The 18,627-nt window shown below is 64.1% G+C and carries 17 protein-coding genes and 1 pseudogene; 10 read left to right on the top strand and 8 right to left on the bottom strand.

The annotated features are described in order from the left end of the window. Positions 1–203: 203 nt before the first annotated feature. The 4 genes from ABIB26_RS16665 to ABIB26_RS16650 all read right to left on the bottom strand — a co-directional run bounded on the left by ABIB26_RS16665 (position 204) and on the right by ABIB26_RS16650 (position 4,366). Positions 204–407, bottom strand: a complete 204-nt coding sequence (locus ABIB26_RS16665) for a YHS domain-containing protein (RefSeq protein WP_354245473.1) — start codon at positions 405–407, stop codon at positions 204–206. Between the two features lie 395 nt (positions 408–802). Beyond that, the gene (locus ABIB26_RS16660) at positions 803–3,121 is read right to left on the bottom strand and encodes a heavy metal translocating P-type ATPase (protein WP_354245470.1); all 2,319 of its coding nucleotides are present in this window, start codon (positions 3,119–3,121) and stop codon (positions 803–805) included. Positions 3,122–3,185: 64 nt separating this feature from the next. After that, the gene (locus tag ABIB26_RS16655) at positions 3,186–4,022 is read right to left on the bottom strand and encodes a DUF8832 domain-containing protein (protein ID WP_354245467.1); all 837 of its coding nucleotides are present in this window, start codon (positions 4,020–4,022) and stop codon (positions 3,186–3,188) included. A 131-nt stretch (positions 4,023–4,153) separates the two neighbouring features. Beyond that, entirely contained in the window at positions 4,154–4,366 is a 213-nt protein-coding gene (locus tag ABIB26_RS16650) for a heavy-metal-associated domain-containing protein (RefSeq protein WP_354245464.1), read from the bottom strand. A gap of 152 nt (positions 4,367–4,518) precedes the next feature. Here ABIB26_RS16650 and ABIB26_RS16645 point away from each other — a divergent pair, with 152 nt between their 5' ends. The 4 genes from ABIB26_RS16645 (at position 4,519) to ABIB26_RS16630 (ending at position 9,822) form a co-directional block, all read left to right on the top strand. Further along, positions 4,519–5,958 carry an MFS transporter gene (locus ABIB26_RS16645; RefSeq protein WP_354245461.1) on the top strand — a complete coding sequence of 480 codons (1,440 nt, stop codon included), beginning with the start codon at positions 4,519–4,521 and terminating at the stop codon, positions 5,956–5,958. A 687-nt stretch (positions 5,959–6,645) separates the two neighbouring features. Beyond that, positions 6,646–7,287, top strand: a complete 642-nt coding sequence (locus ABIB26_RS16640; protein WP_354245458.1) for a PDDEXK nuclease domain-containing protein — start codon at positions 6,646–6,648, stop codon at positions 7,285–7,287. Between the two features lie 85 nt (positions 7,288–7,372). Beyond that, a complete protein-coding gene (locus ABIB26_RS16635) occupies positions 7,373–7,675 on the top strand; it encodes a DUF4193 domain-containing protein (protein WP_354245455.1) in 303 nt (100 codons plus the stop codon). 731 nt (positions 7,676–8,406) lie between these two features. Continuing rightward, positions 8,407–9,822 (top strand): dipeptidase, encoded by a 1,416-nt coding sequence (locus ABIB26_RS16630; protein ID WP_354245453.1) that lies wholly within the window; start codon positions 8,407–8,409, stop codon positions 9,820–9,822. A 179-nt stretch (positions 9,823–10,001) separates the two neighbouring features. Here ABIB26_RS16630 and ABIB26_RS16625 read toward each other — a convergent pair. The 4 genes and pseudogenes from ABIB26_RS16625 to ABIB26_RS16610 all read right to left on the bottom strand — a co-directional run. Further along, positions 10,002–10,309: pseudogene (locus ABIB26_RS16625) on the bottom strand (xylose isomerase); the annotation flags it as partial. Between the two features lie 19 nt (positions 10,310–10,328). After that, the gene (locus ABIB26_RS16620) at positions 10,329–11,192 is read right to left on the bottom strand and encodes a glycoside hydrolase family 16 protein (protein ID WP_354245451.1); all 864 of its coding nucleotides are present in this window, start codon (positions 11,190–11,192) and stop codon (positions 10,329–10,331) included. Between the two features lie 180 nt (positions 11,193–11,372). Then, complete coding sequence (locus ABIB26_RS16615) at positions 11,373–11,750, bottom strand: hypothetical protein (protein ID WP_354245449.1); 378 nt, start codon at positions 11,748–11,750, stop codon at positions 11,373–11,375. Positions 11,751–11,918: 168 nt separating this feature from the next. Beyond that, positions 11,919–12,611: a cyclase family protein gene (locus tag ABIB26_RS16610; RefSeq protein ID WP_354245446.1), complete on the bottom strand. Its 693-nt coding sequence runs from the start codon at positions 12,609–12,611 to the stop codon at positions 11,919–11,921. Between the two features lie 45 nt (positions 12,612–12,656). Between ABIB26_RS16610 and ABIB26_RS16605 the strand changes: the two genes are divergently transcribed. The 6 genes from ABIB26_RS16605 to ABIB26_RS16580 all read left to right on the top strand — a co-directional run bounded on the left by ABIB26_RS16605 (position 12,657) and on the right by ABIB26_RS16580 (position 18,404). Beyond that, positions 12,657–13,664 carry a helix-turn-helix domain-containing protein gene (locus ABIB26_RS16605; RefSeq protein WP_354245443.1) on the top strand — a complete coding sequence of 336 codons (1,008 nt, stop codon included), beginning with the start codon at positions 12,657–12,659 and terminating at the stop codon, positions 13,662–13,664. A gap of 457 nt (positions 13,665–14,121) precedes the next feature. Then, a complete protein-coding gene (locus ABIB26_RS16600) occupies positions 14,122–15,486 on the top strand; it encodes a DJ-1/PfpI family protein (RefSeq protein WP_354245440.1) in 1,365 nt (454 codons plus the stop codon). After that, entirely contained in the window at positions 15,483–15,992 is a 510-nt protein-coding gene (locus ABIB26_RS16595) for a hypothetical protein (RefSeq protein WP_354245438.1), read from the top strand. Before ABIB26_RS16600 ends, ABIB26_RS16595 begins: the two co-directional genes overlap by 4 nt. Continuing rightward, positions 15,992–16,378 (top strand): hypothetical protein, encoded by a 387-nt coding sequence (locus ABIB26_RS16590; RefSeq protein ID WP_354245435.1) that lies wholly within the window; start codon positions 15,992–15,994, stop codon positions 16,376–16,378. The genes ABIB26_RS16595 and ABIB26_RS16590 overlap by 1 nt, the downstream gene beginning before the upstream one ends. A 194-nt stretch (positions 16,379–16,572) precedes the next feature. Further along, positions 16,573–17,709, top strand: coding sequence for a sensor histidine kinase (locus tag ABIB26_RS16585; protein ID WP_354245433.1), 1,137 nt, complete (start codon positions 16,573–16,575; stop codon positions 17,707–17,709). Next, on the top strand, positions 17,697–18,404 hold the full coding sequence (locus ABIB26_RS16580) for a response regulator (protein ID WP_354245430.1): 708 nt from the start codon (positions 17,697–17,699) through the stop codon (positions 18,402–18,404). The genes ABIB26_RS16585 and ABIB26_RS16580 overlap by 13 nt, the downstream gene beginning before the upstream one ends. Positions 18,405–18,627 lie beyond the last annotated feature (223 nt).

Below are 18,627 nucleotides of genomic sequence, written 5' to 3'. Positions count from 1 at the left end.
GGGGGGGGTTTTTTGGGGGGGGTTGGGGGGGTATAGCCCCCGGGGGGGGGGCGGGGCGGGGGGGGGGGGGGGGGGGTGGGGGGGGGGGGGGGGGGGTGGGGGGGGGGGGGGGGGTGGGGGTGGGGGGGGGGGGGGGGGGGGGGGGCCCGGGGGGGGGGGGGGGGGGGGGCGCCCCCCCCCCCCCCCCCCCCACCCCGAGATGCTCAGGCGGCCGTGGCGTACTTTGCCGGGTCGGCGTCGAACAGGCGTCCGCAGCCTGCGCAGCAGAACCAGTAGCGGTTGCCCTCGTAATCGCGGAAGAGGCCTGCAGATTCGGCGCCTGCCCTCACAACCTGGCTTCCGATCATGACGGGGCACTCGGCGAGGACCTTGTCGTTGTCGGTGGCGCTGCAACAGCTGTTGCTCATGGAAGGGGTTTCCTTTCGGTGGAGCGGGGAGTGCTCGGATGAGCTGAGGTGAATAACAATTACAATATACCCCTGGGGGTATATTTACAGCGGGTCTGAAAAGACCCGCTGGATTGAGCGGCAGGTGGCGCTGTCCGGGTGGGCCGGCTGCCGGTTAGCTCGCGTTTGTGTCCTTTGCGGGGTCGGTGTCGAGGGGGTCTGGAAGAGGCGCAGCAGTGCTAGTAGCGATTGCTCTCGGAGTCCCGGACGAGGCCGGCTGTCTCGGCGTTGGTCTTGACGACCGTGCTCCCTGGCATGACCGGACACTCGGCGAGGTCCCCCTGTCAGTGACGGGCAGGCTGTGATGCGGGTGCGTGATTTTGGCACATAATTGATCTTTCCTTGGGCGGGGATGGTCAGACGCCCTGCAGTTGCCGCACGGGAGTGTGCGGTGCTGAGGTAGACGCCGTCGTGTTCGCCTTGGACTTGAAGGACCGCAGGCGAAGGCTGTTGCTGACCACGAATACGCTGGAGAACGCCATGGCGGCTCCGGCGAGCATCGGGTTCAGCAGTCCGAACGCGGCCAGCGGAATGGCTGCGACGTTGTAGGCGAAGGCCCAGAACAGGTTTGTCTTGATGGTGCCCAGGGTCTTGCGGGACAGGCGGATGGCATCGACGGCGGAGCGGAGGTCCCCGCGCACCAGTGTGATGTCTGCAGCTTCGATCGCGACGTCCGTCCCGGTTCCCATCGCCAGGCCCAGGTCGGCCTGGGCGAGGGCCGCGGCGTCGTTGACGCCGTCGCCGACCATCGCCACGACTTTGCCTTCGGACTGCAAGCGGGTGACGACGTCGGCCTTGTCTTTGGGCATCACTTCGGCAATGACCTCGGTGATTCCGACTTCGGCCGCGACCTGCTCGGCGACCGCCCGGTTGTCTCCGGTCAGGAGCACCGGAGTCAGCCCGAGCGCTTTGAGCTGGGCGATCGCCTCGGCGCTGGTGGCCTTGACCGCGTCGGCGACGACCAGCACTGCGCGGGCCTCACCATCCCAGGCGACCGTGACTGCGGTCTTGCCTTGGGATTCCGCGGTGGCCTTCGCGAGGGCGAGCGTGCCGGGAAGGTGCAGGGACCAGTCCGCCAGCAGGCTCTCGCGCCCGACGAGCACGGCATGGCCCTCGACGGTGCCCTGGACGCCCTTGCCTTCGATGTTCGTAAACGACTCCGGTACCGGAAGTGATCCGATCTGCTGGGTTGCGCCCTTGGCGATGGCTTGGGCGATCGGGTGTTCGGAGGCGTCCTCCAGTGCGCCGGCCAGCCTCAGGACGTCCTCGCGGGTGGTTCCGTCGGCGGTGAACACCTCAAGCAGCGTCATCTTGCCCGTAGTGACCGTTCCAGTCTTGTCGAGCACGATCGTGTCGACCTTGCGGGTGGACTCGAGTACTTCCGGGCCTTTGATCAGGATGCCCAGCTGGGCGCCCCGTCCGGTGCCGACCAGCAGCGCGGTCGGCGTTGCGAGTCCGAGGGCGCAGGGGCAGGCGATGATGAGGACCGCGACGGCGGCCGTGAACGCGGCGCTGAGCGGGAAGCCGGCACCGATCCAGGCTCCGAGCACCACGACGGCCACGGCGATGACGATCGGAACGAAGATCCCGGAGACCTTGTCGGCAAGGCGCTGGATCTCGGCCTTGCCCGACTGGGCGTCTTCGACGAGCCTGGCCATCTGTGCCAGCTGGGTGTCCGAGCCGACCCGGGTGGCGCGCACGACCAGGCGGCCGCCGGCGTTGACGGTCGCGCCGGTCACGACGTCGCCCTCGCCGACTTCGACCGGGATTGACTCGCCAGTGAGCATGCTCGCATCCACCGCCGAGGTGCCCGCGACAATCACCCCGTCCGTGGCGATCTTTTCACCCGGCCGGATGACGAACTCGTCGCCCACCGACAGCTGCTCGACGGGGATCCGGGTTTCGACCCCGTCCCGGAGCAGCGCGACCTCCTTGGCCCCCAGCCCCAGCAGGGCGCGCACGGCGGCCCCCGCCTGGCGCTTGGACCGCTTCTCGAAGTAACGCCCGGCCAAGATGAACATGGTCACCCCGGCGGCGACTTCCAGGTAGATGTTCCCGGCACCGTCCGAGGGGCTGATCGTGAACGAGAACCCGTGGGTCATGCCCGGCTGTCCGGCGGTTCCGAAGAACAGTGCGAAGAGTGACCACAGCAACGCAGCGGACGTGCCGACCGAGACCAGCGTGTCCATCGTGGCCGCGCCGTGGCGCAGGTTGGTCCACGCGGCCTTGTGGAACGGCCAGGCCGCCCACACGATCACGGGAGCGGCCAGCGTCAGGGACGCCCACTGCCAGTAGTTGAACTGCAGCGCCGGGACCATGGCCATCAGGATGACCGGCACCGACAGCACGATTGAAGTGATCAGCCTGTTCCGCAGCGATGTCAGCTCCGTGTCGGGCTGCTCCGCATCGTCGTTCGCCTCCTGGGTCCGTTTCGGCGTGGGGAGTGCCGCCGTGTAACCGGTCTTTTCGACCTCGGCAATCAGCGCCAGCGGGTCCAGGCCGGCGGGGGCGGTGACCTTCGCCTTTTCAGTGGCGTAGTTTACGGTCGCGATCACGCCGTCGAGCTTGTTCAGTTTCTTCTCGATCCGCATCGCGCACGAGGCGCAGGTCATCCCTCCGATCTCAAGCTCGATGATGTTGCCCAGCATTTGCGCCTGGGCCGATGTTGCAGACATGGGTCCTCCTCGGTGGTGCGCTTCCTGATCACGGGATGGACCAGGCTCGTGGCGTCTATGGTGGTCAGTGGCCGGAATGTCCGGCAGACCCGCCCGGATCCGCCGACTCGGTGGGCCCGGCGGACTTGCCCGGAGCTGCGGGCTGAGCGGCCGGGGTTCCGGTGGCGTTGAGGACAAATTCGGCCGTGTGGACCTGTCCGTCGACCTGAAAGTCCAGGTAGAGCAGGTAGCGTCCCGGGGTCGGGGCCTCGGTCATGAATTTCACGTCCGGGCCGGAGACGGCGCCGGGGCGGGGTTCCTCGCCCTCGGGGTGGACGTGCAGGTAAGCCAGGTCCCCTTCGCGCAGGGCGACAAGGTGTCCGTAGGAACCCAGGTACGGCTGCAGTGTAGTGACCGGTTTCCCGTCACGGGAAACCGAGAGAGTGAGCATGGCATGTTCACTGGCGCTCAGCGTGCCGGTGAGGTCCACGTTGTAGCCGTCGACCGTGTCCGCGGCGGACGCCGGAGCCGGCGTGGCGGGGGTGAATTCTCCGGCCGCCTGGACCGTGCGGGTCAGAGTGATGTTCTGTCCCGTTGCCGCCGGGACGATGTCCGCATAGACCCGGTAGCTGCCGGCGGCGTTCCACTTCCAGGGCAGTGACCACAAGCCATGGGCGTCCATGGTGGGATGCACATGGCGGAACTGGGTTCCGTCCGTGCGCACCATGATCAGGTGGAGTTTCTTGTCGTGGGAGGCCTCGAAGTCGGTGACCGGCTTTCCTTTGGCGTCGGAGATCATGAACGAGAGTGTTCCCTCCTGACCTGCCGTGCCGGGGGACGAGACATCCGCCAGGAGGAACCCGTCCTGCTCCATCGACAGGCCCTTCACTGAGGCGGCCGGCTGTGTGTCGTTGCTGTCCATGACATGTCCTTCCGTTGACTGTGTCCAGGCCGCCGCGGTCTGGGCGGGGACCACTGCGCCTGCGGTAGCAAATGAAGCTGTGAATAAGGCCGCCAGTCCCACTCCAAAGAGTCCGAGCTTTACGGGGACCTTCACGGGACACGCACCGCCCCGTAGCCGGCTTCCCTGACCGCTGCGAGGACTGCTGCGTCGTCCAGCTCGGCCTCGCTGGTCACGACAAGCTTGCCGGTCTTGGCGCTCACGTCAATCGACTGGATGCCTGCTATCTGGCCGATCTCTTCCCGGATCGACGTCTCGCAATGACCGCAGGTCATTCCGGTCACCTGATATTCGCTCGGTGTCATCCGAATTCTCCTCTGCTGGTTCGAAATATACCCCTAGGGGGTACTGGTATGCTCAACCATATACCCATGGGGGGTATTCCAGCTACCATACCCCCGTAGGGTATAAATCAGAGGTGGGAAATCGCCAACAACGCAATCGAAGGGAATCTGGAATGTCTCAATCAACACCGCGGCCGGGGAAGAAGAGGCTCGCGCTCTTCCTCATCGCACTCGCGCAGTTCGTCGTGATCATGGACACCTCAATCGTGGGCGTAGCGTTGCCCCGAATCCAGGAGGAACTGGGCTTCAGCCCCGAGAACCTCTCCTGGGTTTTCAACGCCTACGTCATCACATTCGGTGGGCTCCTACTGCTCGGCGGGCGTCTAGGGGATGCCTTCGGCGCCCGACGGATGTTCACCACTGGCTGGGTCGTACTGCTCGCCGGTTCCGCCGTCGCGGGGCTTGCCGGGAACGTCGCGTTCGAGTTGATCGGACGCGGCGTACAGGGAGCCGGTGCGGCACTCATCGCACCCGCGGCACTCACGCTGCTGATGAAGACGTTCGGGTCGAGCCCGAAGGAGCTCGGTGGTGCATTGGCCCTCTATGGTGCGGCCGCACCGGCAGGGGGAACAGCGGGTGTGTTCCTCGGCGGGGTCATCACCGAGTACATGTCGTGGCCGTGGGTCTTCTTCATTAACATCCCGCTCGCCCTCGTGGTTGTGGCCCTCGTCGCCAAGGCACTCCCGGCAGACGGACCGCGCATTCGCGGCTCCATCGACATCGCCGGCGCCCTTCTCGTCACCGCCGGACTCGCCCTCGGTGTCTTCGCGATTGTCCGAGCGCCCGAGGCCGGATGGGCCAGTGTAGAAACGTGGGGAACTCTCGCCGGAGCCGCAGCCTTGCTCGCACTGTTCGTGCTCGTTCAGGCCCGCCGGAAGGAGCCACTGATGCGACTGTCGATCTTCCGTATCCCGAATCTGGCAGCGGCCAACCTAGCCCAACTGCTGCTCGCCGCCGCCTGGATCCCGATGTGGTTCTTCCTGAATCTTTACCTGCAACAAGTCCTGGGCTACTCGGCGTTCCCCAGCGGTGCCGCGCTCCTGCCAATGACCGCATTCACCATGATCACCATGATCATGCTTGCACCGCGACTCACCGCGCGATTCGGGCCGAAAGCGATGACCGTGAGCGGTCTCATCGCCCTCGCAGGCGCCCTGATGTGGTTGTCCTTCGCCCGCGTGGACGGAAACTTCTGGGTGGATGTCCTCCCGGCGTCGCTCCTGGCCGCACTCGGGATGTCCCTGGCGTTCATCCCGACCCTCGGCACGGCGATCTCCAGCGCCCCGCCGCAGGAGGGCGGCCTCGCTTCCGGCCTCGTCAACACCAGCTACCAGGTCGGATCCGCACTCGGCCTGGCGGCGATGACAGCAATTGCTGCCGCGAACGGTGCGACGGAAAGTGGGAACCTTCCGGCGCTGACCACAGGATTCTCTTCAGCATTCATCGGCGCAGCCGTGATTGCCCTCGCCGGCGCCCTGCTGGCTGCGATTACGCTGCATGCGCCCACCCGCGCGCCGGTGATCGAAAAAGAAACCATCGCCACTCGCCAATGAAAGCGGTCGGGGGGGGGGGGCCCGGGGGGGGGGGCCCCCCCCCCCCCCCCCCCCCCCCGGCGGGGGGGGTTGGGGGGGGGGGCGGGGGGGCGCGCGGCGGGGGGCCCCGCGCCCGGCCCCCCCGCGCGGCCCGCGCGGGCGCCGGGGGGGGTGCTTTTCCGCTGCTGGCCCCCCCCGGCGCGCGGGTAAACAAAAAACAAACCACCCCCCCCCCCCCCCCCCGGGGGGGGGGGGGGGCCCCCGGGGGGGGCCCCCCCCCCGACAGCCCCCATGGATACCACTGTGGCGATTGACGAACTCGAGGCCGGACGCATGCACGCTCTCGCGGCCGGCCTCGCAAACGCTCACAATCGGCTGGTCTAGAGGCCAGGTTCCGCTCGTTCAGACCGCCGCCGTGGCGAAATCCGCTAGCAGTTCGTCGCAAGCCGCGAACGGACGCAAACTGTGAGCACCGGTATCCTCGAGTCGGTGACCCACCGAGCTAGACGATCAAACCCGGCGCATACAGGCCACTACGGCGCACAGCAAAACCCTAGAGATGATTCACTTTTTCACAATCCACCCCTATATTGACGGGGTCGAAGGGCCTCCAGCAATGCCGCACGAGACTATGCCGCTGCCCTCACGACCCTGAAAGGGCTCGTACGCGACGCTCAACAGCGGGCGCAGCGCGTGGTGAATACAGCCATGATCGAGCTTTACTGGAACATTGGGCGGACGATCCTGGACAGGCAGATGAACGAGCCATGGGGGAGTGAGGTTCTGGACCGGCTGGCACGCGACCTTAGGACGGAGTTTCCCCACATGAAGGGATTCTCCAGAAGCAATCTCTACAACATGCGTGCGTTCGCTGCGGCATGGAACGGCCCGGACTCAATTGTCCAGACACCGTCTGGACAATTGAGCTGGAGCCACAACGTCGCGCTCCTGAGCAAGCTGGACGACCATGAGCTGCGCCGGTGGTACGCGGCCAGAGCTGCCGGGCATGGCTGGTCGGTGGCCGCGCTGGAACATCAGACCCTCACCCGCCTCCACACGCGGAGCGGTGTGGCCCCGAACAACCTCGAGGCAAGACTGCCCGGGGAGGGTAACGACCTGGCGCGGGAGGTTGCCAAGGACCCTCTGGTACTCGACTTCCTTGGTCTCACCGAAGACGCCCAGGAACATGCCATCGAGGAGGCCATGACGCTGCGCATGGCGCAGACGCTGGCCGAGTTCGGGCCCGGCTTCGCTTTCATCGGCCGGCAGTACCACCTCGACGTCGATGGAGATGACTTCTTCATCGACCTCCTGCTCTACCACGTCCCTTCTGACCGTTACGTGTCGTAGAACTGAAAGCTGGCAAGTTCAAACCCGAGCAAGGTGTACGTTGCAATCCCACCAGCTAAGAACGCCAGAAAAGAGAATGACCTAAGTGGCAACCGATTACGACGAAGTACGTTCCGACGTCAAGGAATCCCAGGACCGCTCCCTTGAGGCGCTGCAGTCCGCCAACGCACCGAACGCCCAGAGCGTCGTCCGGGAGCTGGACGAATCCGACGCACTGGATGAGGCCGTGACTCCCGGCGGGGAGTTTGTCTCCGAGGAACTCATTGTTCAGGTCATTCCCCAGGCCGAGGACGAGTTCACCTGCTATTCCTGTTTCCTGGTCCGGCACCGGTCCCAGCTCGCGCGCGAAAAGGACGGCCCCTCGTACTGCATCGAGTGCGAGGGTTAGGACTACCCCGCTCCGGAGGCCCAGCTATGGGGCGAACCATCAGCCAAGGCAATGACTGGTCGCTGAAGTCGCTTAGAAGCTCGTGACGCGCCGTCATGCCCTTCACGAATTCACGGTCACAACTATGCCACGGCGTTCCATCGGCCTAGTCAGGTTGAGAATGAGGTCCTGCGACTCCAGCTTGAGCGCTGTTCGAGTCTGGGTCGCAATGGTTTCGATATAGTCGCCATCAATGTCGTCCTCCGCTTGAGGTAAGGGCGGAAACCGGTACCCAATGGGTTCGCACAACTCTGCGGCCACGCGTTCAAGTTCTTCAAAGCGAGCGATGGCTGAGTCTCGATTTACTGCGGATGATCCGGCTAATTTCGTAAAGACAGAGTCCCCGAACTCGGCGGTACCGATTTCCGAGGGTTGGGTGCTATCAACGGGCCGGTTCCGAGTCTTAACGAGGCCGACTGGCCAGGACTCTGCAATCATCCCTGTTCTTCCCAAGACCAAGGAAGCCGCAGGCGAAGTTTACGGCCGCTTACCGGCCCCCGCCCCGGCGAGATCTCGTAGATCAGCTCAGATTTCGCAGCAACAAAGCTTCCGTCAGCAACCCTGAACCCGCTCTCCAAGAACTCGTTGTCAAAAAGATCAGCAGTCCGGGTGACTCTGACGACAAATCTTCTGCCGTGACATATATGTGCGCTGGCACGCAACTTTAATCGGTCATGGGTAGTGTGTTGGCCATGACTTCATCCATCGCGGGGAACCCGCAGACCACCACCATCGATGCCGAGGCCCTCCGCCAGGCCGTTGCCGAATCGTTCGACAAAACGATCGCCCAGCTGACGGACCTTGTTGCCATCCCGGGCATCGCCTGGCCAAGCTTTGATCCTGCTCCGCTGAACCGCAGCGCCGACGCCGTCGCCGCCCTCGTGCGGGCCAGCGGCTTCGACGACGTCCGGATTCTCCGCTGCGACAAGGAGGACGGGACGCCAGGCGGGCCCGCCGTAGTTGCGCGCCGCCCGGCAGCCGAGGGCAAGCCGACCGTTCTGCTGTACGCCCACCACGACGTCCAGCCCACCGGTGACCTGGCGCTGTGGGAAACTGACCCCTTCACCGCAGTCGAACGCGACGGGCGGCTCTTCGGCCGCGGTGCCGCGGACGACAAGGCCGGCATCCTCGCTCACATTGCTGCCTACTCGGCCGTAACGCGCGTGCTCGGGGATGAACTGGGCCTGGGCGTGACATTCTTCTTTGAGGGCGAAGAGGAGGCCGGCTCGCCAACGTTCCGGCAGGTCCTGGAGACGCACCGCGAGTTGCTGCGCGCGGACGTGATCGTCGTGGCCGACTCCAGTAACTGGAAGGTGGGCATTCCTGCCCTGACCACCAGCCTGCGCGGCATGGTGGACGGCACCATCGAAGTCCAAGTCCTGGACCACGCGGTGCATTCGGGCATGTTCGGCGGCCCGGTACTCGACGCTCCGACCCTGCTGGCCCGGCTGATCGCGACCCTCCACGACGACCACGGCAGCGTCGCGATCGAGGGCCTGGTGAGCCGGGACGACGTCGCCGTGGACCTCTCTGAGGAGGAGTACCGCGCCGACGCCTCCGTGCTCGAGGGCGTGAAGCTCGCCGGGACCGGGAGCATTGCCTCACGCATGTGGACCAAACCGGCACTGTCCATCATCGGCTTTGACGCCCCGGCCGTGGACGTCGCCTCCAACACGCTGCTGCCGCGGGCACGGGCCAAGTTCAGCCTCCGCCTTGCCCCCGGACAGGACCCAGCAGCCGCCATGGATGCTGTCCGCAAGCACGTCGAGGACCACGCGCCGTTCGGCGCGCAGGTCGTGTTCACCCCGGGGGGGAGCGGCAACTCCTTCCTGACGGACACCAGCTCGAAGGCCGCGTCCGTGGCCATGTGGGCTCTGGGGGAGGCTTGGGGCGTGCCCGCCGTTGAAATGGGGATCGGCGGATCCATCCCGTTCATCGCGGACCTGACCGAGGTCTACCCGGATGCGCAGATCCTGGTTACTGGCGTCGAGGATCCCGATTCCCGCGCCCACAGCGCTAATGAATCGCTGCACCTGGGCGATTTCCGGAACGCGATCGTCGCCGAGGCCCTGCTGCTGGCCCGTCTGAACGAGGAAGGCGCGGGCTAGCCGTTCTAACCCGGCTAGTTGGTGAAACGGCTGGCGGATGATGCAACTGGTAGCAGGTCTGGCGTTCGGGTTTTGAGCTGAAGGCCTCGCGTAAGGCCGTTCGTCCGGAAGGATGGGTTTAAGAGCAGATCTGCATGTTGGCGGCGACGGGAGTCCCGTGCGCCGTCGATGTTCTAGGCGCGGCTGGGTTTGTAGTCGAAGTGCCGCGGACAGTCGTAGGCGGGGCCGGCCGTCGGGTCCGCCGTTTTCACGCAGGTCCACCAGGGAGAATGCGTTCTGCAGGTCGCAGTGGTCGAACACCAGGTCCTGGTCTAACTTGATGCTGCGCTGGCCGTTGAGGTCGGTGTGGAAGAGCTTGCCCAGATAGAGCGCCTGGGCGATCCCGTGGCTAAAAGTTTCAGACCTGCCATCTGCTCGTGCCCGGTTCGGGATTGATGCCGACCGCTTCCGGGCGTTCGAGCGTTTGGATGATCGCCAAAGCGTGGCCCGACTTCAGGTTCTGAACTTCAGACATTTACCGTGGATGCGGGCTTTGCGCGTGCCGCAGCCGGGTCTGCCTGTTGGTAGCCGCGGACCCAGTCAACCAGAAACTTTTTTGGATACGGAGAGGGGGGTGCGCCCTCGAACTCGTAGACATTGAGCATGAGCTGCATCGGGTAGTTCGGCGACTGCTCGACTTTGGCAACGAACTGGTCGTCGAAGTAGAAGTTGACGCAGTCCGGGGTCCAATCAGCACTGTAAGTGTGAAAATCGGTTACGTCAGCATCCAACTGGATTTTCAGGAACTCATCGTGCAAGAGGGGGTCGCCGAACGGATGTATTCCGAGTCCTGCTATTGCGGTGTCAGAGCCAATGTCGGAGCCGAAGATCTCGAAGATACATATTTCTGCCGATTGTTCCGGGACGTCTTCAAAGCCGATCATCCACAACGCCACCATGCAGGCGGGATCGGCGATGGCAGCAACGCGGGCTTCAATGAGTCCGTAGTGAGGGGTGTACAGTCGCTGCTCAGTCTGGGCCTCGCAGACTATTAGTCCCTCTGTGAACTTGTGCTGGCCTGCGGTGCTTCCCAGTGGCCCTGAGAAGACCCCGGTTTGAAGGTTGGAAACGCGGAGGCCGCCATTGTGTTCTGGGGACCAAGGGGGCTGGTCCTCTTCAATCATTAAGGCCAGCACCCCGGAATCGAGGCGATACCTGGCCCGTGCTCGTTCGGTATTGCTCCATTGCGGGAGGTAGCTCGGAATCCATTTGGTGCTGTGCAGATCGGGTCCCTCAAAAGTGTCACAGAACTCCAGACTATATTGACTGCGGTCGAGGCGCCGGCCTGTGGCGCTTTCATTGTCGGCCATGTGGTCAATGTCGTTGCTCATCTGTGGTCTTCCTCTTTTAGACGTTTGCGTGCACCCGCCCCTCCAACTGGGGCATCGGCCAATAGCCGGGCGCAGAAACCGGCCCTCCTGATGTCGCAACTCAGATTGACGATCTCACCCCAGCCTAAAGGCGTGGGTTCCTCGCCAATAGAGGGCAGCTGATGCGTACTGGACTCGCGGTCAGGCATGGAAGCCTGTTCCCGTAACGAGGAGTACCGCAAGAATTGTTGCGGCGACGAAGTCGACAGTGGCGCAGAAAGGTGGCCACCACCGGGTGTTGCGTACGAACTGCGTACGATGCTGCCACAGGTCCTTCAGCCCGTGTGTTGCCAACCACGCGACCAAAATCCAGGCAGGGCCGGTGATCGCCGATGCAGCGCCCACAATAAAGACGGCGGCAACGCCGGTTTCCACCACGAGCACTTTGGTACGCCCGTCCGCTACAGCAAAACCGATGTAAACCGAGGCGATATCCGCAAGACCGAAAGGATAGACAGTGGACGGAGTGACCCACCATACCGCCAGCGGTGAAGCGACCTGCCCTGTTCCGATGATCACCCCCCACACCACGGCGGCCGACGGCACGTGTGCCGACGAGAGGGCCGTTCGCGTGATTGCTCCAGCTTCACTGCGGCTAGGTCCTAGCGTGCTGAAGTCCCTCATGAGTCAATGTTTGCCACGGCTAAACACCGCAGTCAGCAGCGGCTTGCCGTCGCACGTGGGAGATCAGATTTCTGCATAGGCTCGGACTGGGAACGTTCCGAAATTCTCGATTTTTGGAGGTGCGGCCGTGAAGCGTGCCCCTTGCTCGGGTACGTTTCCGAGGTTGGTGAGGTGCTCGACTATGTGAATACCAGCAGCCAGCAAAAGTGTATGGGCCGGCCTTTCGCCGCTGGAATCCTTGTCGTCGATGTTCAGTGAATCGATCCCGACGAGTGCAGCCCCCGCCTGGACCAGATGCCGGGCACCGTCTTCTGTCAGAAAAGGCGCGCCGACTCCATACTCCGGTGTGCCGAAATAGCGATCCCAGCCGGTGTAGAAGAGTACTGCCGCGCCCTTCAGGTCCCTGTTCTGAAACAAGGCAGGAGTTATGCCCCTTCCGGACTTGATTGGAACATGGATTACCTCAGCTCGAAGGCCTACCAGGGTCTCCAAGTTCAAGGAGGCCAAGTCTGCTCCGGTTGCGAAGCAATGGAACGGGCTATCCAAATAGGTGCCCGTGTTGCCGATCAGAGAGATCGTATCCAACGAGAATTCCGTTCCAGGGGCGAATCGGGAGGGCGAATCGGCTCGGGAAAGGTAGGACTCAAACGTTGGGGCAGGGAGGCCAGGATAGGTGATGACGCCTTCTGCAATGGTGTGGCTCAGGTCCACGACGCGTCGGCTGTTACTCGGAGCTCTAAGAGGGAAAATTTCCATACGTACGACCCTGTCAGCCGAGTTCTGGAAAAAGAATGGGCAGAATTGCCGCGTATCGAAACTATTCTGCCGACCGCCTCTTTCACCTGTACAGTGATGGCCATGCACAACGTCGTGGCTCTGGCATTGCCGGGCGTAGTGGCATTCGATCTCGCTATACCCGCCCAGGTATTCGGCCACCTAGACGAGCGAGAGCGGTATTCATTCAAGGTGTGCGCCGCAGAGCCTGGTCTCGTTTCCACGACGACGGGCTACGCCGTCCAAGTAACCCATGGACTCAACCTACTTCGCGCTGCTGACACTGTGGTTGTTCCGGGTTTCAGTCCGTTGGACGACCCTCCGGAGAAGGTGAGTAATGCGCTGCGCCAGGCCAGTCGTCGTGGAGCGCGAATCATTTCCGTCTGCACGGGTGCGTTCGCTCTGGCAGCCGCGGGACTCCTGGATGGGAAGCGGGCCACAACTCACTGGCGGAATGCTGAACGGCTCGCCGCGATGTATCCGTCGACGACCGTCGAGGCCGGCGTGCTCTACGTAGATGAGGGCGGAGTTAGTACCAGCGCTGGTGTTGCCGCTGGCATAGATCTTTGCCTCCATCTGGTCAGAAACGATTTCGGAACCGAGGCTGCCAACAGAATTGCCCGCCGCATGGTAGTTGCGCCCCACAGGGAAGGCGGACAGGCTCAGTTCATCGAGAATCCTGTCGCTGCCCCGATTGGACTCTTCGGAGCGACTTGTGTGTGGGCTCGGAAGAACCTCTCCGAGCCTATGTCGGTTCGAGATTTGGCTGGCCATGCCGGATGGGCACCCAGCACGTTTGCCCGCCGTTTTGTGGCGGAAGTGGGCGTGACACCGCTGAGGTGGCTAACGGGACAACGGATGGCGGAGGCCCGAAGGCTCCTAGAAAATAGTGATCTGACCGTGGAAGCCATTGCCCACCGCTGTGGCCTTGGGACTTCGACTAACATGCGGCTGCATTTCATGCGCGAGCTTTCAATGACGCCCACCAGCTACCGTCGACTGTACCGTCCGAATCCGGACCGCGGCCGTCCTTAGTCCCGCCGGTGCCGTCCCTACAATGTTGCCGTAGTCGGTTCATGGCCATCACCGCCTCTTCCTCGGCCTCGATAAAACTTCGACTGTCCTCGGCCCTGATCGCCGAAAGGACCGCCCGGGTGAGTCCGGCCCGATTGCCTAAGCCGATGCCTTTGAGCACCGCCACTGTCGATTTCGTTGCTGGTGCAACGTTGGCAAACGTCGCTTTTAGTTGCCTGTCCTAACGGGATGCCGGTGGTGACATCGCATCCACGCCGTGCAACAACCTGGCGGGCACCGGCATTCGTAAGCCGGCGGAGCCGAAATGGCACACGCGTAGTACCGCGGTACCACATGCACGTGCTGGGAAGTATCCGCTGGACCGATGTTTGGGAAACGGGCAATCCGTAGCGTGAAGAGCAACGCAGGGCGCACGCACGGTGGCAGCCCGCACGTTCACAGAATCGAGACCCCGCTTATGGCTTCCCGCTCACGACGCCTTTTCCACGCCGCTCTCTCGGTGGCATTATCCCTGACCGCTGTGGCTGCGCTGGCTTTTGCCGGCGTAGCGGTGGCTGATGCGCAAAGCCATGTCGCGCCGCCACAACAGGTCCTGCAGGGATTCCCGGCGAATCGGCCCTCCTCCTCGGGCGAGATCGTTGTCGCCGTTGTCATGGGCTCGTCTGGCACCGTGGGGAGCGACGTTCTGGCTCCCTACGAGGTGTTTGCCAGCTCCCCAGAATTCTCCGTCTACACGATTGCAGCGCAGTCGGCTCCTGCAGCGATTGACGGAGGTCCTGCGATTGTGCCGACGTACACGTTCGAGGACGTTCGATCGGGCAAGGCCCGGCAGCCGGACGTCGTCGTTGTCCCCGCGGTCGGTGCCCCGGAGGGGCCGGAAGAAACCGCAATGCGGGAGTGGATCGTGGAGCAGTCAGGCCGCGGGGCCCGCATCCTGGGCGTCTGCAACGGATCGAACGTCCTGGCCGTGACCGGCATCCTCGACGGGCACAAAGCAACAGGACACTGGTCACGTCTGGGTTCTCTGAAGAAGAGCCATCCCCAGGTCCAATGGGCGGAAGGCCTGCGATACGTCCAGGACGGCATGATCACCACAACAGCCGGTGTCACGTCCGGCATCCCGGGCGCGCTGAAAGTCATGGAGGACCTGGCCGGCGCTGACGAAGCCGTACGAGTCGGCCGCCTGATGAACTATCCGGACTGGTCGCTCACCGCGCCAGCATCAATACCCGTCCAGTCCTTCGCCGCCTCTGACCTCCCCGTCGGACTCAACGCCCTCGTCCCGTGGTTCCGGCCGACGATCGCCGTCGGGCTCTTCAACGGAGTAGGAGAAGCCGACGTCGCCAGCGCTTTCGAGGTCTACAACATGTCCTTTGCCGCCCGGGCTATGCCGGTCGCCGCCACGGAGACGGTCACCACCAGACACGGGATGGTTCTCCTCACCGTCCCGGAAGCACAGGCACCTCCGGTGGACAGGATCATCGCCCCCGGCGCTGCCCGGGACCAGGACATCAACCCCCAGTTGAGAGACTGGGCTGCGTCCCGCAACGTGCCCGTCGATGCCTTTGCCGGCGCTGATGGTGTGCTCGGCTTCGATGGCGCCCTGGAGTATCTGGCGCAGCATACCGACCGTGCCACCGCCGTGTCGGCAGCCAAGATGATCGACTATCCCACTGCGCATCTGGAGCTTCCGGCCGGTGGTACCTATGCCCGCGTTCCTGTCCTGATGGTGCTCGGCCTGCTGTTCGCCATCCTGATCGGTGCCCTGCCGGCGGTCATTCGAACCGCCATCCGGCGACGGGCAGAGGGGCAGATGAAATGACCCGGTACATCCCCGATTTCCGTCAGCGCCCGGCCGCCTCCCTGGGCGGGGCCGCGCAGGCCCCGAAGATCCGGCCGGGATACGTCTACTTCCTTAGGCACCTCGGTGTGATGGTTGCGTTGATGTACGCGGGAATGTTCGTGCTGGACCCTGCCTACGAGATGGCGGTGGCCCTTGCCGGAGTCGACGACCCGTGGGGCCGGCTACCCGTCCTGTCGAACTTCATCATGGCGTTCAACATGAGCGTGCCGATGGTCCTGTACATGCGCCACCGGCGCCACCAGTGGCGGGCCATCGTGGAAATGTCGGCAGCGATGCTTCTTCCCGCAGCCCTGACAACGATCCCCTACCTTCTGGGGGTTATGACAGCCGGGGCACTGATGTCTCTCAGCCATGCAACAATGATCCCGCTGATGGCGATCGCCATGATGCTCCGCTTTCGCGAATATGCCGGACACAAGCAGGGGCATGGATTGCCCGCCAGCGCACAGGAGAGTGGTTTGTAATGCCGTTGGATCAGCTTTCCGCAATACTCGCCTGCGCGCTTCTGGCAGGCCTGGCCGTCTTCCAGGGCGCTCTAATTGCCGGGGCCCCGCTCGGGAAGATGGCGTGGGGCGGACAACACCGTATCCTCCCGGCCAACCTCAGAATCGGGAGTGCGGTCTCCATAGGCCTGTACGCACTCTTCGCCTATGCCGCGCTGGCCAAGGCCGGCGTGGCACCGCCGTTGATAGGCGAATCCTTTACGTCCGTCACCATGTGGGTGCTGACGGCTTACTTCGCGCTCGGCGTCCTGATGAACGGCATCTCCCGCAGCAAACCTGAACGCTTGGTGATGACCCCCATTACAGCTTCCCTTGCAGCCCTCTACCTGGTCCTTGCACTCCAATGAACTTCGACGCCGGCACTACCCGTGACCCGCCAACTGAAGACCGGAGGACGTTTATGCACGTCACGACCGGTAGAGTCCGGGGCATGACCGGGGCAGGAGACGGGAAGGGCAAGGTGGCGTCGGCGGAACCGGCTTTGCCTATACCGGGTCCCCCTGGCGCGATCAAGCAACGCCCATGGGGCTCCCGCCCCCGAATGACAGACCTTCTGATCGCTGCCTTGTACGCAGGGCCGGCCCTGGCGGCGACCGCGATCGTTCACGAGACGAATGGCCTGGGGTTCGTTCTCCAGTTGCTCGCTGGGGTGATTTCCGGAACTGCCCTGCTTTTCCGCCGGCGGGCTCCGATGCTTTCGTTTGCTGGCACCGCGGGCATCATGCCCATCACGTTCCCGGCGCCGGCGAGCTTCGCAGCGGTGGCGACAGCCATGGCACTGTACGCCGTCGCCGTTTACAGGTCGACCCGGCACGCAGCCTTTGCTCTGCTGGGGACCAGCGGCGTGCTCCTTCTGGCCGCGGTCCTCCTGCCCGGGTCAATAGTTGACCCCGGCGAGGCCGGCCAGGCAATCGCGGTGCTCGTGATCGCGGCACTGATCGGCTTCAACGTCCGCTCGCGCCGCAGCTACGTCGCCGCCCTCGTGGACCGCGCGGACCGGCTGGTGCGGGAACGGCAGCACCTGGCCAGCATCGCCGCAGCCGCGGAGCGGAACGCGATCGCCCGGGAGATGCACGACATCGTCTCGCACGGGTTGGCAGTGATGATTTCCCTCGCCCATGGTTCTGCAGAGATTGCCCCCTCTGATCCTGCCCGCGCCGCCGCGGCCATGCGTCAAGTGGCCGAGACGGGCCGCACCGCGGTGGCGGACATGCGCCGGATGCTCGGAGTGCTGAACGTAGGCACCACCGGGGAACCACCCGGCACGGTAGCGCCAGCGCCCGGCGTCGGGGACGTCCCGGCCCTGGTGGAACTTTTCCGTTCCACGGGCCTTCCGGTGGCCCTGCGATCAGCCGGTGTTCCTCCGACCGACCCCGGGATCCAGCTGGCAATCTACCGCGTCGTCCAAGAGGGGCTCACCAATGCGCTTAAGTACGCGAGGGAAGCATCGGCGGTGGTTGTCGGCTTGCAGTTCAGCGCCGACGAGATCACGGTCTCGGTGACCGACGACGGCCAACACGAGGTCATTCCGGCAGGCCACCCCGGACGTGGCCTCGTGGGAATGCGTGAGCGCGTCGCACTGTATGGCGGCACGATGCAGGCAGGCCCAATGGCAGGCCGTGGATGGTCCGTGACCGCGCGGTTCGTCCCGCAGGAGGGAGCCTCATGGAACCGGTAACTGCCTCACCCCGGCGACCGATCCGAGTGCTGCTTGTCGATGACCAGATTCTCGTCCGCATGGGATTCCGCATGGTCCTCGACGCCCAGGAGGGAATCGAGGTCGTTGGTGAAGCCGCCGACGGCAGGATGGGAATCGAAATGTGTCGCACCTTTGCGCCGGATGTGGTGCTGATGGATGTGCGGATGCCTGGCATGGATGGCATCGCCGCGACGGAGCTGATCGCCCAGGAGTGCCCGCATTCACGGGTCGTTGTCCTCACGACGTTCGATCTCGACGAGTATGCCTTCGCGGCGCTCCGGGCCGGTGCCAGCGGCTTTCTGCTCAAGGATGTGGGACCAGCTGAGTTGCTTGCGTCCATCAGGGCTGTCGCCGGAGGAGACGCCGCCATTTCCTCCAGGGTCAGCCGCCGGATGCTGGACCTCTTCAGCCAACGGCTTCCCGCCGGTCCACCCGCCGGAGGCGATGAAGCTGTCGCGTCCCTGACCCCGAGGGAACGCGAAATCCTCTCCGCCATCGCCGGAGGACTTACTAACACGGAGATCGGGGAACGCATGTTCGTGGCCGAATCCACGGTGAAGACCCATGTGGGCCGTATCCTGATGAAACTCGGGCTGCGCGACCGCGTGCACGCCGTCATCTTCGCCTACGAACACGGCCTGAACGGCCGGCGCCCGCATCAACACTGGGGGTAAGCGGGCGGGAGCCTAGTTTCGCAATTGAAACGCCCTGCGATATGCAAACGGCGCCACACCTGTGACCGCCCGGAATCGCTGGCGAAAAAGTCACTGGTGTCGCGAACCCAACGGTCAAGGCAATCTCCGCTATGGATGCGTCATTTTCTTCCAGCAACTGGCTGGCCTCGTCGATTCGCCAGGCGAGAGCCACCCCACGGATCGAGGTCGCCCAGGCCCGAAG

Source organism: Arthrobacter sp. UYEF20, assembly GCF_040546335.1.
Classification (GTDB): domain Bacteria; phylum Actinomycetota; class Actinomycetes; order Actinomycetales; family Micrococcaceae; genus Arthrobacter.
The sequence above is the reverse complement of the archived record's forward strand: the minus strand, read 5'-3'. Positions and strand labels throughout refer to the sequence as shown.

What these genes read in the sequence shown, in the direction of transcription:
- ABIB26_RS16665 (WP_354245473.1), bottom strand. Translation starts at nt 407, where the DNA reads ATGAGCAACAGCTGTTGCAGCGCCACCGACAACGACAAGGTCCTCGCC.
- ABIB26_RS16660 (WP_354245470.1), bottom strand. Translation starts at nt 3,121, where the DNA reads ATGTCTGCAACATCGGCCCAGGCGCAAATGCTGGGCAACATCATCGAG.
- ABIB26_RS16655 (WP_354245467.1), bottom strand. Translation starts at nt 4,022, where the DNA reads ATGGACAGCAACGACACACAGCCGGCCGCCTCAGTGAAGGGCCTGTCG.
- ABIB26_RS16650 (WP_354245464.1), bottom strand. Translation starts at nt 4,366, where the DNA reads ATGACACCGAGCGAATATCAGGTGACCGGAATGACCTGCGGTCATTGC.
- ABIB26_RS16645 (WP_354245461.1), top strand. Translation starts at nt 4,519, where the DNA reads ATGTCTCAATCAACACCGCGGCCGGGGAAGAAGAGGCTCGCGCTCTTC.
- ABIB26_RS16640 (WP_354245458.1), top strand. Translation starts at nt 6,646, where the DNA reads ATGATCGAGCTTTACTGGAACATTGGGCGGACGATCCTGGACAGGCAG.
- ABIB26_RS16630 (WP_354245453.1), top strand. Translation starts at nt 8,407, where the DNA reads ATGACTTCATCCATCGCGGGGAACCCGCAGACCACCACCATCGATGCC.
- ABIB26_RS16620 (WP_354245451.1), bottom strand. Translation starts at nt 11,192, where the DNA reads ATGAGCAACGACATTGACCACATGGCCGACAATGAAAGCGCCACAGGC.
- ABIB26_RS16610 (WP_354245446.1), bottom strand. Translation starts at nt 12,611, where the DNA reads ATGGAAATTTTCCCTCTTAGAGCTCCGAGTAACAGCCGACGCGTCGTG.
- ABIB26_RS16600 (WP_354245440.1), top strand. Translation starts at nt 14,122, where the DNA reads ATGGCTTCCCGCTCACGACGCCTTTTCCACGCCGCTCTCTCGGTGGCA.
- ABIB26_RS16595 (WP_354245438.1), top strand. Translation starts at nt 15,483, where the DNA reads ATGACCCGGTACATCCCCGATTTCCGTCAGCGCCCGGCCGCCTCCCTG.
- ABIB26_RS16590 (WP_354245435.1), top strand. Translation starts at nt 15,992, where the DNA reads ATGCCGTTGGATCAGCTTTCCGCAATACTCGCCTGCGCGCTTCTGGCA.
- ABIB26_RS16585 (WP_354245433.1), top strand. Translation starts at nt 16,573, where the DNA reads ATGACAGACCTTCTGATCGCTGCCTTGTACGCAGGGCCGGCCCTGGCG.
- ABIB26_RS16580 (WP_354245430.1), top strand. Translation starts at nt 17,697, where the DNA reads ATGGAACCGGTAACTGCCTCACCCCGGCGACCGATCCGAGTGCTGCTT.